Consider the following 14,286-nt stretch of genomic DNA (forward strand, 5'->3'; position numbering starts at 1 on the left):
ATATTTTATCCACTGATTTACCGCACCACTTTCGGCGTTACAGGCAGGCTCTCATGGCCCTCGGCATCAACGGAAGCCACGGCGAAAATGAAGTTGTCTTTGCTGTGGGGCAAATTGGCGGTGGTGGTGGTCACGAAGAATTTCTGCTGCCACACGGGGCTGCTGGTTTCGCGCATGAGCACGTAGTAGCCGGCTGGCTTTTCGCCGGCGGCGGGAGTTTCCCACTTCAGCTCGGTGCGGTTAGTCAGGTTGGCGGTGAGCACGCCCACGTTCTGGGGCGCGGCAGGCGCCCAGGCCAGGCTGGCCATCGTAGCCAGGTTGACGCCCGTGTTTTTACGCAGGTACTCGTAGTCCACGAACTCAGGCTTGTCGCCGTACTCGATGCCGTTTTCGGTGCGCAGATCCTGGTGCTGGTGGTTGAAGTTCTCGTTTACCTCCGTGAAGCGCACGGCCGTGAAGCCCTGCTGGTTGAAGGGCGTGTGGTCGCCGCCGCGCAGGAAGCGGTCGGGGCGGTACTCGATAAGTACGCCGAAGTCATTTACATACTGTTCGCCGGTGGTTTTGATGTAGCGGGCGAGCTGGCGGCTGGGCGAGTCGTTTTCGCTGCTGAGCTGGCGGCGCACCTTGGCCTCGTCGGCGGTTTCGGTGGCCGGCACGCCCTCGCTGAAGATGCGCACGTGCTTGGGGTCTTTAATCTCGGGGTCGAAGCCGGTGGAGTTGCCCACGATGTCATTATTCAGCATCCCCACGATGTTCCAGCCTTCGGCTTTGGCGCGCTTGGCCATGTGCGTCGAGCCGTAAAGACCCTGCTCTTCGCCCTGTACGGCCACGAAGATAAGCGTGCAGGGAAACTGCTTGGAGGCCATTACGCGGGCCATTTCCATCACCAGGGCCACGCCGGAAGCGTCGTCGTTGGCGCCGGGCGCATCGGCGGTGGCATTCATCACATCGGTTACGCGCGAGTCGAGGTGGCCACTGACGATGATGATGCGCTTGTCGTTGGGGTCGGTGCCTTTAAGGGTCGCCATGACGTTGGCCATCACCACGGGCTTATCAATGCGCCGGCCGTCGGGCTTCACCGTGAAGGTATCCTGCTCCACTTTCATGCGGCCATTGCTGGCTTTGGCGTACTTCTTAAACTCTGATTCCACCCAGCTGCGCGCCGCCCCGATGCCGCGCTTTTTGCTCTTGGTGTCGCTCAGCGTATGGCGGGTGCCGAAGGAGACCATCTTGCGAATGTCTTCCTCCAGCGTTTTCGCCGAAATGGCTTCCACCATTTGCTTGATAGCCAGATCAGGGGTGGAGGGAGGAGCGGTTTGGGCGCGCAGCGTGGTGAAGCTGCCGAGCGCGGCAAGCAAGAGAGTAGAGCGAAGAAAGGTCATGGGGGGCATTTTGGGGTGGTTTGGACGATGGTGTTTTTGAGAAAAGGCGCTTCTGAGTGGCGTAAAATACGGGGTAAGAGGGAATAAATACTAAACGCGGCACCTTACACCAACGACACCAAAGCGCTGGCCGCGTTGCCGCCAAAGCCGGCCGCGTTCACCAGTACGCGCCGAATCGGGCGGGTAGGCGCGGTGGCCAGATAGGTGGTGAAAGGTGGGGCGGGCCAGGTTTGGTGAGTTAGAATCTGCAAGGCAAACTCCAGACTGAGAGCTGCCGATGCGCCGAGGGTGTGGCCTGCCAGCCACTTGTTGGATACGAGCTGGGGGGCATTTTCTGACTGAAAAACCGCTTCCACCGCCCGCCGCTCGGCCGCGTCGCCGGCGGGGGTGCCAGGGCTGTGCAGCACGAGGGTATCTACGGCAGCTGGGGGGCAATTTGCCTGCCGGAGCGCCTGGCGCATGGCCGTCTGAAAATGCTGGCCGTCGGGCGAGAGACCGGTTTTGCTTGGGATGGGCTCGAAGCCAAAGCCTACACTTTCCAGCTGAAACTGCGGCGACGTATCGCCCGCCGCTCGCGCCGCGGCGAGGGCCGCCCGACTGATTTTTTCTAAGGCAAAAACCGCCGCGCCCTCGCCCAGTACAAACGTGGAGGGCGCACCAGCACCGGGGCGACAGGGCCACTGCTGGGGGGCAAAAGTGGAGTAGATGCCCAAAGCCTGCATTTGGGCCAGAGTGAAATCAGTTAGCGGCGCTTCGGCACCGCCGGCCAGAAAACGGCCGGCGAGGCCGGCGCGCAGCCAGGCTACCGCGTTGCCCAGGGCCTGAAAAGCGCTGCTGCACGTGCTGGAATGGCTCAGAGCCGCGCCGCCGTGGGCACCCGCATCATAAGCCACCCAGCTGGCCACGTTGCCCAGGGTAGTAAGCGGGGAAGCAGCCGCAGCAACCACGCCATCGGCCAGGAAATCGGCGTGAAACTGCTCCAGCCGGCCCGTAGCCCCCCGCGACGAGCCGATGCTGACGCCCAGGCCACCGTCAGCATTAGGGGTCCAGCCGGCCTGAGTTGTGGCCTGGCGGGCGGCGAGCAAGGCGAGCAGCACCGTGCGGTCGAACTGGCGGTAAGTGGCGTGGGCGTGGCGCAACGCAGTTACTGCTTCTTCCGCGGCGGCGGGTAAACCAGCAACGGGCAGCGCTCGGCTTCCTACGCTACGACTGGAAAAAGCCGGCAGGGGCGAGGAAGCCGAAAAATTGCCCCCCAGGCCCAGGGCAGATATGCTGCCCCGGCCACGAATCAGAATCAGGTTGTCGTCGGACATAGTAGGGGCGCGTGGCACGCGCCCGTCGTTGTTTGGTTGTTTAGGAGGGTCGTTCAATTAAACAACCACGGGCGCCTGCAAGGCACCCCTACGGCACACTAGCTCACGCATGGCCCGCACGGTGTCGTAGAGCAAGGTTAGCTCAGCGTCGGTGGTGCAGTAGGGGGGCATGAGGTAGATGATGTTGCCCAGGGGCCGCAGAATCACGCGGCGCTGAAGGGCCAGCTGGTACAGCTCGTCGCGGAGGCTGCTGAAGTAGGACGTGGTGGCTGGCTCCTCAAACTCCACAGCCAGCACCGTACCCAGCCGGCGCACGGCGCGTACGCCGGGCTGGCCGGTTATTTCCTGCTCGAAAGCCTGATGAGCCGCCCCGATACGGGCCAGATGCGCCGCGCAGGCTAGCTCGCGCAGCAGCTCCAGACTCGCCAACCCCGCCGCGCAGGCAACAGGATTGGCCGTGTAAGAGTGGCCGTGGAAGAAAGTTTTGAGCTTGTCATCACTCAAAAACGCCTCATATACCGCCCCCGCGCAGCTCGTGACACCCAGCGCCATGGTGCCGCCGGTCAGGCCTTTAGACAGGCACACCATATCGGGCTGCTCGGTGAGGTAGTCGCAGGCGAAAAGCCGGCCGGTGCGCCCGAAGCCGGTCATCACCTCGTCGGCAATAGCCAGAATGCCGTGGCGGTGGCAGCAGGCAATCAGCTGGTCGAGGACCTCGGCTAGGTACGTAATCATGCCGGCCGTGCCCAGCAGCAGGGGCTCGAAAATGAACGCGGCCACGTCGCCCTGGGCCGCTACGGCTTCCAGCTGAGTCAGCGCTTCGGCCTCGCGGCCCGGCACGGGCACGTCGATAAAGGCCACATCGAAGAGCAGGGGCGCGAAGGGCGCGGTAAAAGCTCCCCGGCTGCTCACGGCCATGGCTCCGAAGGTGTCGCCGTGGTAGCTGTCGCGGAAAGCCACGATGGTGCGGCGCGGCCGGGCGCGGTTGTGGTGGTACTGGAGGGCCATTTTCAGGGCCACTTCCACGGCCGTCGAGCCGTTATCGGAATAGAAGATGCGCCGCTGGTTGGGGGGTAAAATCTCCAGTAATCCTTCGGCCAGCTCTACGGCGGGCGGGTGGGTGAAGCCGGCAAACAGGACGTGCTCCAGGGTCTGGAGCTGCTGGGCTACCCGTGCCGCGATGCGCGGGTGGGCGTGGCCGTGCAGATTCACCCACCAGGAGGAAATGCCGTCGAGGTAGGCGGTGCCGTCGTCGGCAAAGAGCCAGCTGCCCTCGCCCCGCACGATGGGAATAGGCAGGGGCGCGGTTTGCATTTGGGTGTAGGGGTGCCAGAGTACGGCGTGGTCGCGGGCGGCTAGGGAAGGCATGAGGGCAAAGGTAAGGGAGGAGGCCGTTCAATGGGGGCCTCACCGCCTAACGAGTGGCCTCACCCCCCGGCCCACTCTCCAAGGGGAGAGGGGGAGCCAAGCGCTCAGCCAACGCAGCACCTTCCGCTTTCGCTCCAAGTACGGTTATCATTGTGGCCATACAGTTGTCAGTCAATTGAGTAAAAAAGCCAGTGCCTAGTGGTCGCTGGCTTTTCGTTTTAAGAATACATGGAATGGGTAACGGTTACGGAGGCGGCAGCCAACGTGGCCGCGTAGGTCAAACGGCTGGCTCCCCCTCTTTTTGGGACTTCGCGCTTTAAGCGAACCGGGGCCGGGGGGTGAGGCCACTCGTTGAACAGCTACTACTTCTCAAACCACGCCCGATACACTTCCGCATAGTGGCTTACCACGGCCGCATCTATCACCGCCTCCGGCCGCAACGGGGGCAGCACCGGAACGCCGGTATGCTGAAGAATAAACTCCTCCGTGGCCGGGTTGGGTTCGCCATTGAACACCAGCCCCCGAACCGGCAACCCCCGCCGATGCAGGGCCTCCAACGTGAGTAAGGTATGATTGATGCTGCCCAGATAATGCCGCGACACCACCACCGTAGCCAGCCCTAGCTGGGCCAGCAGGTCAACCAGTAAAAACCCCGGCGCCAGCGGCACAAAAAGCCCCCCAGCGCCCTCCACGATAAGGTGATTGGCCGTAATAGGCAGTTGAAACGCCTCGGGCTGAATGCGAATGTTCTCGGCGGCGGCGGCGGCGTGGGGCGAGGCAGGCAGCCGGAGGCGGTAAGCTTCGGGGTGAAACAGGGAAACCGGATTCCGCACCAGCCGGCGCACTTCGGCCGTGTCGGTGGTGGGGGTGAGGCCGGCCTGCACGGGCTTCCAATAGTCGGCTTGCAGGGCCTCGGTGAGGATGGCGGCTACCAGGGTTTTGCCTACGTCAGTGCCAATGCCGGTGACGAAAAGTTGTTCCAAAAAAGCAGTTTGTTAGAAAGGCGCGGTGCGATTAATAATGGCCTGTAACGGGTGGTGCCGAGATGCTTAAGCTTCGGCGGGTGCGGTAGGAATTAGGGAGATTTGGGAAGGCTAACGTTTTGGGGCTTTGCGTTTGGGCTGGACCTCTGTGTTCGGTCAGCCTACAACCAGAGCCGAATGATTTACTGATGATGAAGATAATTACTAAAGCCAAATAGTGAACGTCGTGTCCGAACAAAAGCTAATAAGGGGTTTGCCGCTGATTGCTCTTCCGTCTGCCAGCCTATTGCAAAACCGATGTTAGCAGTAGCCGTTCTTCATTCAACCAGTAACAAATCTCTGAACGTGATGTCAAATTGTTTTTCTAAAAATTCTATTGTCTTGGGTTGTCCTTGCAATGATGCTTTTACTAATTGAGATGAAAATAAGCCGCTGTTGCTTTTCCATTTTGCGTCTTTGCTATCAGCTGTTTTTATCCATTCAATTTTTACCGGGTACTCTGATTTATCGTTATCGCAATTATCAAAAATGTCTGTCACTTTGATAGGATGTTGATGTAATGATTTATTGTCTACCTTAAAATCATTTACGTTAACTGCTTTTTCAATTACCCGACCTATTCCAACATAACCATGTTTTTTTAAATAGGCGGCTACAATGTCACCTTGCTCTAATGTTCTGATAGGGTCGCTATACTTTTTGTCTTGTCCAGCAGATAAGAAACCAAAAGTTCTGCAATCGTCCCAACAGCGATGTATGCCTTCTCCGACGTTTACATAATAAAGCCCGTTTTTAAAATCAAACCCTGAAAGGTCTAAATGAAATGTATGGTGGGGTCTAAACTTTTCTGCAAAGTGCCCTGATGAGATGTTTGTCAGGTTTTTGCCAAGTTTCCATATTAAAGTTTTTTCAATAAAGAAAGCTTCTCTTTCTGTGAGGTCTTTTGCAATTACTTTGATGATAGGATCAAGCCCAGCAGCTTTTATTGCTTTAATTCTTTTTGCTTTCTCTGTATCGCTACTGTCACTTAAGTGTGCAGACTTTCTGCTTCCAATCCCTTTTCCATAGTAAAACTCTTCAAAGTTTCTTGGGTCGATATATACATAAACGTAATAGTCTGTTTTAAGGTCGGTCATATGGTTACTGCTAACATCTGTATTGCCGCAACTGGCTGAAGGCATGAGTTGCGGCAATCTCCGCTTAGCCCGCAGCTATCTTTCGTAAACCCAACCAACATCGGGTGGATAGCCGCAAGTGTTAGACTGTGACAACAATATAAGGAGTTATGGGATGCAGGAAGGGAGTGCTCACATCTTTCAGCAGCCAAAGAGGATAGTCTTGCTTCTGCTGCGGCAGTATGAGCTTAGAAAGGATGGCCTGAAAATTTTATATCGCACTAACACGCCTCAATACCGCCGCTAGCCCCTCAATCTCCGCCTCCGTATTATAGCTGTGCACAATCAACCGCAGGCGCTCGGTGCCAGCGGGCACGGTGGGGGGCAAAATGGCGCGTACATCAAAGCCCTGCGCCTGTGCGGCCTGGGCTACTGCTTTCATGTGCGCCGGTCCCGCGTGTTCTGGATAAAAGACGGGATGAATAACGTGGCTGGCCTCCGGCACATGCAGGCCAGGCACTGCGTTTAGCCTTGTTTTCAGCAAATCAGAAAGGGCAAATAGCCGCTGCCGCTCCGCCTGCATGGTAGGCAACACCTGATACGCAGCGGCCAGCGTAGCAATAGCCAGCGGGGGCAACGCGGTAGTATAAATAAAGGGCCGGCTGAAATTCAGCAGATACTCGCGCAGCACCTGGGGGCCGGCAATAATTGCCCCCTGACTGCCCAGGGCTTTGCCAAAAGTGAGAATGCGGGCAAAAACCTGCTCTTCCAGCCCCAACTCCACCACCAACCCTTCCCCTCGCGGCCCATAAATACCGTTGGTATGTGCCTCATCCACCACCAGATACAAGCCGCGCTGCTGGCAAAAAGCCGCCAGCTCGCGCAGCGGTGCCTGGTCGCCATCCATGGAGTACAGAGCCTCTACGGCCACAAAAACGGCCCCCGTAGCCCGACTCAGCCGCCGCTCCAGGTCGGCCAGGTCGTTGTGCCGGAAGCCGTAGGCCGTGGCGAAGCTGCCCCGGATGCCGTCCTTGACGGAGGCGTGGCTGGCTTCGTCGTAGAATATAGTGTCGCCGCGTCGGGGCGCGGCGGCGAAAAAGCCCAGGTTGGCGGTGTAGCCGGAATTGAAAAGTAGTGTAGCCTCCGCGCGGTGGAAATGGGCTAGCTGAACTTCCAAAGCTTCGGCGGCGGCGGAGTTCCCGGTGAGCAGGCGCGAGCCGGTGCTACCGGCGGCTAGGGGGCTTTTTTCGGCTATTGCCTGCTGAGCAGCGGCATAGAGGGCGGCGTTGTGGGCCAGACCGAGGTAGTCGTTGGAGCTGAAGTCAATTTGATTTGGCCCCGCGATTGTCAGGCGGCGGCGGGTGCCTTCGGCTTCGCGTTTGGCTAGCTGCTGGGTGAGGCGGTGGAGGAGGGGATTGACGGACATGAGTGCTTGTTCTGGCGGGGCACCTCAACCCCTAACCCCTTCTCCTCGGGGAGAAGGGGACTAGCTCTAAAAAGTAGACTTTTAGCCTAGCCTAGCAGCTGGAATAACTAAATGCTAGTTCCCCTTCTCCCCGAGGGGAAGGGGTTAGGGGTTGAGGTTAACCCAACACCGTAGCGCCCTGCGGCATGTCTTTGAACGACTTGCGCGGCTTCAAGCCCAGCGTTGCGAACATCTGCTTATCCGCGTCAAAATCCGGGTTAGGCGTGGTCAACAATTTCTCCCCCGAGAAGATAGAATTGGCCCCCGCCAAAAAGCAGAGCGCCTGCTCACTCACCGGCATTTCCTGCCGACCGGCCGAGAGGCGTACCATCGTGCGGGGCATCAGGATGCGGGCCGTGGCAATCATGCGCAGCATCTCCCACACGCTCACGCGGGGCTGCTCGGCCAGGGGTGTGCCGGCCACGGGCACCAGCGCATTCACCGGCACCGACTCGGGGTGGGCGGGCAATGTGGCCAGAGTATGTAGCATGGCAATACGATCTTCGTCGGTTTCGCCGAGACCGATAATGCCCCCCGAACAGACGGAAATACCAGCCTGCCGCACGTTTTCGAGCGTGTTCAGGCGGTCGTCGTAGGTGCGAGTGGTGATGATTTCGGAATAGTGCTCGGCGCTGGTGTCGAGGTTGTGATTGTAGGCGTAGAGGCCGGCTTGCTTGAGGCGCTCGGCCTGGTATTCGTTGATCATGCCCAGGGTGCAGCACACTTCCAGGCCCATGTCGTTTACCTGCGTCACCATGCCCAGCACGCGGTCGAAGTCGCGGTTGTCGCGCACCTCGCGCCAAGCCGCGCCCATACAGAAGCGAGTGCTGCCGGAGTCTTTGGCGCGGCGGGCGGCCTCCAGCACCACTTCATCTTTCAGTAGCGCGTGTACTTCCACGCCGGTATGGTAGCGCGCGGCCTGGGGGCAGTAGGAGCAGTCTTCGGGGCAGCCGCCGGTCTTTACCGACAGCAGCGTACATACCTGCACTTCGCCGGTCGATTGATTGGCCTGGTGTACGGCGGCGGCCTGAGTCACGAGTTCCAGCACGGGCTGGTGGTAGAGGGCTTTTACTTCGTCGAGGGTCCAGTCGGTGCGGAGCATGAAGGGGGTGGTTGAGGGTTGCTGGTTGTCAGTTGAGGGCCTGAAATGCAGCCCGCCCGCCGGAGCCTGAAGCTACGCGGCGGGCCGCAAGATACGCGGGAAGCGCAGTTTCGCTACTGTTGGACCACCCGAATCATGCGGCACGGATAGCCCACAGCTATCATGCTAGCCGGAATACCAGCGATTACGAAGCTACCGGCTGCTGCCCCGGCGTCCGGCGTTGCCCTTTGGCGCACGGTTCAGGGTCTTGGCGGCGGGCTTGCGCTTGGAGCCGGCGCTGGTGGGGCGTCCTGGCTTCCTGGGGGGCTTTTCGGCGCCAAAAGGTGGCACCGCGCCCGCTGGCTTAGGCTTGCCCGGAGCGGTTTTACCGGCGGGTTTAGCGCTGCCTGGGGCAGTGCGAGTCGAGGGCTTTCCGCCAGCCCCACCCGGTTTGCGGGCAGGTTTATCCTCACCGCCTTCCTCGCTGAACCGGGCCGGGCGGCTGCTCCATGCGGTGGTAGGCAGACCCACGCGACGCTTCGGCAGCGAGGCTTCCTTGGTGCCCGAAGAGGTTTCGGTCATTTTCATAATGCCTTCCAATTCCTTTTCAGTCAGCTCGCGCCAGTCGCCCACGCCTATGCCCTTGAGCGTGATATTCATCACCCGAATACGCTCCAGCTGCACTACTTCGTAACCAAAATGCTCGCACATCTTCCTGATCTGACGGTTCATGCCCTGAATGAGCGTGATGCGGAAAATGTAGTTGGTTTCCTTCTTTACCTCGCATTTCTGGGTCATAATGCCCATGATGGGCACCCCGCCGCGCATGCCTTCAATGAAGCTGTCAGTGATGGGCTTATCCACCATCACGATGTACTCCTTCTCGTGCTTGTTGCCGGCCCGCAGGATCTTGTTGACGATGTCACCATTGCTGGTCAGCAAAATCAGGCCCTGCGAATCCTTATCCAGGCGGCCGATGGGGAAAATCCGCTCACTATGCTTGATATAGCGGATGATGTTGTCCTTGACGCTGGTTTCGGTGGTGCTGGTGATGCCGGGGGGCTTATTGAAGGCAATGTAAATGGCATCCTCGGGGGCGCGGGGCTCAATGAGGTTGCCGTTCACCACTACGCGGTCCTTGTCGGCCACTTGGTCGCCGATATTAGCCCGCTTGCCGTTCACAAACACGCTGCCCTGCTCAATGAATTTGTCGGCTTCGCGCCGGGAGCAGACGCCGCTTTCGCTGATATATTTATTGAGACGGGTAGACATGGGAGGCAAATTTGAAGGCCAGAAAAACGAACGGCCCGCCGGAGCTACCAGCGGGCCGCAAAGATACGGGGAAGTGAGGCGGCAGAGTTGTCCTGAGCTTTGTTGCTACTTATAGCGCCACTTTTTTCTCTCCCTTATCCACGCCCTTCATAAACTTAATCAGACCAGTCATATACGTCTGCTGGTCGTCATAGAGGCTCATGTGGCTTCCATTGAGGCAGATGAGGGCGGTGCCGTTCTGCACCTGGGTAGCAATGCGGCGCATGTGTTCGGGGTCCATCGTGTCATATTTGCCCCCTATGGAGAGGACGGGCACGGTGAGCTTGGGTAGGTCCGGGGTGCGGTCCCAATTCAGCAGCTTGCCCGACACACCAAACTCACTGGGGCCCTGCATAGTCACGTAGAGCGACTGGTTCATTTTGGCGAAGGAGCGGTTTACGGGCTCGGGCCACTGGTCGAGGGGCAGGCGCAGGATGTGCTCCACGTAGAAATTGGGCAGCAACAGCTCCATATAGCGCGGGTTTTGGAAGTCCTTGCGGGCCTCGATCTGCCGGATTTCTTTCAGCACTTCGGGCTTCATTTGCTTGGCCAGCACGTTGTCGGCGTATTTGCCGTATTCAGGTATGCTCATCATCATGTTGGAAATGACGAGACCTTTTAGGTTATTCTGGTATTTGAAGGCGTATTCGGCGGCCAAAATGCCCCCCCAGGAGTGGCCCAGTAGGTAGAAGTTGTCTTTGGTCAGGTTCAGTGCCTGGCGCACCTGCTCCACTTCCTCCACGTAGCGCGGCAGGCTCCACAGAGCGGTATCCTTGGGGTTGTCGGAGTTGCCGCAGCCGAGCTGGTCGTAGTAAATAAACTCGATGCCTTCGGCGGGCAGGAAGCTTTCCATGCACTCAAAATACTCGTGGGTAGCGCCGGGGCCACCATTGAGCAGCAGCACCTTCATCCTGGGGTTATTACCAACGCGTTTCGTCCAGACGTTGAACTTGCCCTTGGGCGTGGTAATCGGAATCATGCGCACGCCGCCGTCCTGCACGCCCGTTTCCTGGCTCTGGAAGTAGCTAGTAGCTGCTGCCGAAGCTGTTTCCGTTTCCTTGGCCGGCGAGGAGCAGGCAGTAGCTAATAGCACCGCAGTACAAAAGCAGAGAAACCTAATCATAGTGTTAAAATTCGTTCAAGTTAGTTTCGTGAAATATAGAATGTACAGAGAACACTAAGGAGAAATTTATCCACATTTTCCGGTTTCGCAGGCCCGGCAAAGTGACAACTGTATGTTTTAAATAATTGAAATTAAGTTGTTTATAATCAAGATTCGAATCCATAAAATGTTTGAGCCTTGTAAAGGATGATTTATTCTGCAGAGCATTGCTTTATCTTCGTTGCACTTGCACGGTTGTCATCCCGCCAACGCATCGTCTGAAAAGACGAAGCCCCGGCTGTTGGCGCAACCGGGGCTTCAGGAAGTGGGTGGATAGCACACCCAACAACCTGAGAAGTTATGGGTAAGCGTGCAAACGAGAAACCTACTGACGAGGTCGGTTGGTTTCGCATCTCCCTAGAGATGGTGAAGGCCGCACTAGGGGGAGTCATCCGAGCTATAGTAAGTCATTGGCTCGGACATCCGTAGGATGGACGGCGGTCAGGGTTTCGACCTTGGCCGCCGCTTGTTTTACGGATGCAATATAATACTTGTTAGCATGACAAGCTGTACAAACACACAAACCGCCTCCTGAAAAAGATAAGGCTGTAATGAAGTGTTTTGGGTAGAGAATAACCTTACCCTAAGGTGTGGTACACGGCCTGCACGTCGTCATCTTCCTCAAACTTCTCAATCAGATTCATTACCTCTTCCAGCTCGTCGCCTTCCAGCGTAACGGTGGTGTTGGGAATGCGCTGGAGTTGGGCGCCGACCACGTTGAGGTGGCGCTCTTCCAGGGCTTTTTGCATGTGGCCGAAGTCGGTGAAGGCGGTTTCCACCACAATCAGCTCCTTCACGGTGCCATGCTCGTCTTCCTCCTGGTCTTCGTAGATGTCTTCGGCGCCGAAGTCGATCAATTCTAGCTCCAGCTCGTCGCGGTCGAGGCCTTCGGCGGCTAGCTTGAATACGCCTTTGCGGGTGAAGGTAAAATCGGAGGAGCCGGCGGTGCCGAGGGCACCATTGCCGCGGTTGAAATACATGCGCACGTTGGCCACGGTGCGCACGGGGTTGTCGGTAGCGGTTTCTACCACGATGGCTATACCATGGGGCGCGTATCCTTCATATACAACTTCCTGGTAATCTTTCTCTTCCTTGCTGCTGGCGCGCTTGATGGCGGCTTCCACGCGGTCTTTGGGCATGTTCACGCCCTTGGCGTTCTGCATGGCCGCCCGCAGGCGGGAGTTGGTGTCGGGGTTGGGGCCGCTTTCCTTCACGGCCATCACGATTTCGCGGCCGATGCGGGTGAAATCTTTGGACATACGGTCCCAGCGCTTCATTTTGCGGCCTTTGCGAAATTCAAATGCTCTTCCCATAGTGGTTGATTGGTGCTTAGTGCGTGGTGCGTGGGCGCGAAAGGGTGGGGCGCCGAATGGGCGCAAGTTAGCGCAAAGCCTGTCGGGGGGCAAATTTGCGCCGGAGCGCTGGCTTCCGTCTGCAGCCCGTAATCGTTGTGAGTTATTGCGCGACTAACAGGGACTGCGGACGAAAGCCCGCGCCACTCTCAGCGCTACTGGCCGCCACTCAGCCACTGCATTTGCTAGTAGCCGAAAGCCGCTGGCAAACGGGTTGGAGCCAAAGTAAGTTTGACTACCACCTAACTGCCCTCACCATGCGAATGCTGTTGCTCAGCGCTAAGGCGTTACTCCCGAAAAAAATGCTCCCTAGGTTCGTTATTTCCCGTCGGCCGGCGCTGCTGCTCGTTTTTTTTCTATTGAGCCTGGTGGCTCTGGCCCAGCACCCGGCCCGGCCGCTGGCCCGTCCCCGCGTCTACGTCCGAACCAACCCCGCCAGCCCTGCTTGGGAGCTGCGCAACGGGCAATGGTTTGATGGCAAAAGATTTCAAAAACGGGTTTTCTATGTAAAAGATGGGCTGCTTCAGCGGAGCCGGCCAGCCCACGTAGACACCGTGGTAGACCTGCGTGGGCAATGGGTAATACCGCCCTTCGCCGAGGCCCACACCCACATGCTCGATGGCACCCGCGGGCTGCCAGCCATGATTGAGAAATACCTGCGCGAGGGCGTTTATTACGTGCAGGTGCTCACCAACTCGCGCCGGGGCGCGGAAGCGGCCCGACCTTTTCTCAACCAGCCCCGTAGCGTAGATGCCGTGTACGCCAACGGCGGCCTGACCAGCACCTTGGGCCATCCGTTTATGGCTTATGAGCCACGGGCAATGGGTTTTTATGACTATACCCAATGGAAAATCAAGCAAGACACCATCGCGAAAAGCCGGTTGATGGAAAACGACGCCTACTGGTTTCTGGACAGCCTGCCCGACCTCAACGCCAAATGGCCGCGCATTCTGGCCGGCCGGCCCGATTTGCTTAAAATCTATCTGCTGGACGCTAAAAATTACGAGCGCACCCGGCGCAGCGGCCAGCTCGGCGACAAAGGCCTACGGCCCGACATAGCGGCCGAAATCGTGCGGCGGGCGCACGCGGCGGGCCTGCGCGTGTTTGCCCACGTCGAGACGGCCGACGATTTTCGGCTGGGCGTGCGCCTCGGCGTTGATGGCTTTGCCCATGCGCCCAACTACGGCGGCCGCGACTGCCCCGACCCCGCCGACTGCTACCTGACCGCGGCTGATTTGCGGGCCGCCGGCCGGCGCGGCATCATGATGACGCCCACCGTCTGGATTGGTTACAACTTCACGCCCGCCGATTCCAGCCGCCTGCGTCGGCATCAAACGGCCCAGCGTGAGTTACTGCGCAACATGGTGCGCTCCAACGTCGCGCCGCTGGTGGGAGCCGACTGGTATGGCGAAACGCCGGTGGGCGAGGCCCTGGCCTGGGAAAAGCTTGGCGCCTTCGACCACGGCACCTTGCTGCGCCTCTGGACCGAAACCACGGCGCGGGCCATTTTTCCCAGTCGGCGCATCGGGCGGCTGGCTCCGGGCTATGAAGCGTCCCTGCTGGTGCTGGGCCAGAATCCGCTGCTCGACTTTCCGGCCGCCGTGCGCGATATTCGTTTGCGCGTGAAGCAAGGGGAGCGGCTGCCGGGGCCACCCGCCGACCGCGCCGCGCAGGCAGGCACTGTCGGCACGGTGCAGCAGCCGTGAGGCCATTCATGCCTAAAATTCAGTCAGGGAAATCGTAAATTCGACTCC

The 14,286-nt window shown here is 58.7% G+C and carries 11 protein-coding genes; 1 reads left to right on the plus strand and 10 read right to left on the minus strand.

Annotation, left to right across the window (positions count from 1 at the left end):
- Positions 1–17 precede the first annotated feature (17 nt).
- From B9A24_RS08940 to B9A24_RS08985, 10 genes are all read right to left on the minus strand, one after another.
- Complete coding sequence (locus tag B9A24_RS08940) at positions 18–1,382, minus strand: M20/M25/M40 family metallo-hydrolase (RefSeq protein WP_084444871.1); 1,365 nt, start codon at positions 1,380–1,382, stop codon at positions 18–20.
- A 104-nt stretch (positions 1,383–1,486) separates the two neighbouring features.
- The gene (locus tag B9A24_RS08945; protein ID WP_084444830.1) at positions 1,487–2,695 is read right to left on the minus strand and encodes a beta-ketoacyl synthase N-terminal-like domain-containing protein; all 1,209 of its coding nucleotides are present in this window, start codon (positions 2,693–2,695) and stop codon (positions 1,487–1,489) included.
- 57 nt (positions 2,696–2,752) lie between these two features.
- A complete protein-coding gene (bioA, locus tag B9A24_RS08950; RefSeq protein ID WP_084444831.1) occupies positions 2,753–4,063 on the minus strand; it encodes an adenosylmethionine--8-amino-7-oxononanoate transaminase in 1,311 nt (436 codons plus the stop codon).
- Positions 4,064–4,425: 362 nt separating this feature from the next.
- Positions 4,426–5,046 carry a dethiobiotin synthase gene (gene bioD / locus B9A24_RS08955; protein WP_084444832.1) on the minus strand — a complete coding sequence of 207 codons (621 nt, stop codon included), beginning with the start codon at positions 5,044–5,046 and terminating at the stop codon, positions 4,426–4,428.
- A 317-nt stretch (positions 5,047–5,363) separates the two neighbouring features.
- A complete protein-coding gene (locus B9A24_RS08960) occupies positions 5,364–6,182 on the minus strand; it encodes a GIY-YIG nuclease family protein (protein ID WP_084444833.1) in 819 nt (272 codons plus the stop codon).
- Between the two features lie 250 nt (positions 6,183–6,432).
- Positions 6,433–7,587 (minus strand): aminotransferase class I/II-fold pyridoxal phosphate-dependent enzyme, encoded by a 1,155-nt coding sequence (locus tag B9A24_RS08965; protein ID WP_084444834.1) that lies wholly within the window; start codon positions 7,585–7,587, stop codon positions 6,433–6,435.
- 157 nt (positions 7,588–7,744) lie between these two features.
- Positions 7,745–8,728, minus strand: coding sequence for a biotin synthase BioB (bioB, locus tag B9A24_RS08970; protein WP_084444835.1), 984 nt, complete (start codon positions 8,726–8,728; stop codon positions 7,745–7,747).
- Positions 8,729–8,920: 192 nt separating this feature from the next.
- A complete protein-coding gene (gene rluF / locus B9A24_RS08975) occupies positions 8,921–9,979 on the minus strand; it encodes a 23S rRNA pseudouridine(2604) synthase RluF (RefSeq protein ID WP_084444836.1) in 1,059 nt (352 codons plus the stop codon).
- Between the two features lie 109 nt (positions 9,980–10,088).
- The gene (locus B9A24_RS08980; RefSeq protein WP_084444837.1) at positions 10,089–11,141 is read right to left on the minus strand and encodes a proline iminopeptidase-family hydrolase; all 1,053 of its coding nucleotides are present in this window, start codon (positions 11,139–11,141) and stop codon (positions 10,089–10,091) included.
- A 617-nt stretch (positions 11,142–11,758) separates the two neighbouring features.
- Positions 11,759–12,493 (minus strand): YebC/PmpR family DNA-binding transcriptional regulator, encoded by a 735-nt coding sequence (locus B9A24_RS08985; protein ID WP_084444838.1) that lies wholly within the window; start codon positions 12,491–12,493, stop codon positions 11,759–11,761.
- A 341-nt stretch (positions 12,494–12,834) separates the two neighbouring features.
- On the opposite strand from B9A24_RS08985, the gene B9A24_RS08990 reads away from it, so the two are divergent.
- Positions 12,835–14,238 (plus strand): amidohydrolase family protein, encoded by a 1,404-nt coding sequence (locus tag B9A24_RS08990; RefSeq protein ID WP_143434860.1) that lies wholly within the window; start codon positions 12,835–12,837, stop codon positions 14,236–14,238.
- The last annotated feature ends 48 nt before the right edge of the window (positions 14,239–14,286 follow it).

The sequence above is a fragment of the Hymenobacter roseosalivarius DSM 11622 genome (genome assembly GCF_900176135.1).
Taxonomy (GTDB): domain Bacteria; phylum Bacteroidota; class Bacteroidia; order Cytophagales; family Hymenobacteraceae; genus Hymenobacter; species Hymenobacter roseosalivarius.

Excerpts from the sequence above, each read along its gene's own strand:
- bioA (WP_084444831.1), bottom strand. The coding sequence starts at position 4,063 with ATGCCTTCCCTAGCCGCCCGCGACCACGCCGTACTCTGGCACCCCTAC.
- B9A24_RS08940 (WP_084444871.1), bottom strand. The coding sequence starts at position 1,382 with ATGACCTTTCTTCGCTCTACTCTCTTGCTTGCCGCGCTCGGCAGCTTC.
- B9A24_RS08985 (WP_084444838.1), bottom strand. The coding sequence starts at position 12,493 with ATGGGAAGAGCATTTGAATTTCGCAAAGGCCGCAAAATGAAGCGCTGG.
- B9A24_RS08980 (WP_084444837.1), bottom strand. The coding sequence starts at position 11,141 with ATGATTAGGTTTCTCTGCTTTTGTACTGCGGTGCTATTAGCTACTGCC.
- B9A24_RS08960 (WP_084444833.1), bottom strand. The coding sequence starts at position 6,182 with ATGACCGACCTTAAAACAGACTATTACGTTTATGTATATATCGACCCA.
- B9A24_RS08945 (WP_084444830.1), bottom strand. The coding sequence starts at position 2,695 with ATGTCCGACGACAACCTGATTCTGATTCGTGGCCGGGGCAGCATATCT.
- B9A24_RS08965 (WP_084444834.1), bottom strand. The coding sequence starts at position 7,587 with ATGTCCGTCAATCCCCTCCTCCACCGCCTCACCCAGCAGCTAGCCAAA.
- rluF (WP_084444836.1), bottom strand. The coding sequence starts at position 9,979 with ATGTCTACCCGTCTCAATAAATATATCAGCGAAAGCGGCGTCTGCTCC.
- B9A24_RS08990 (WP_143434860.1), top strand. The coding sequence starts at position 12,835 with ATGCTCCCTAGGTTCGTTATTTCCCGTCGGCCGGCGCTGCTGCTCGTT.
- bioB (WP_084444835.1), bottom strand. The coding sequence starts at position 8,728 with ATGCTCCGCACCGACTGGACCCTCGACGAAGTAAAAGCCCTCTACCAC.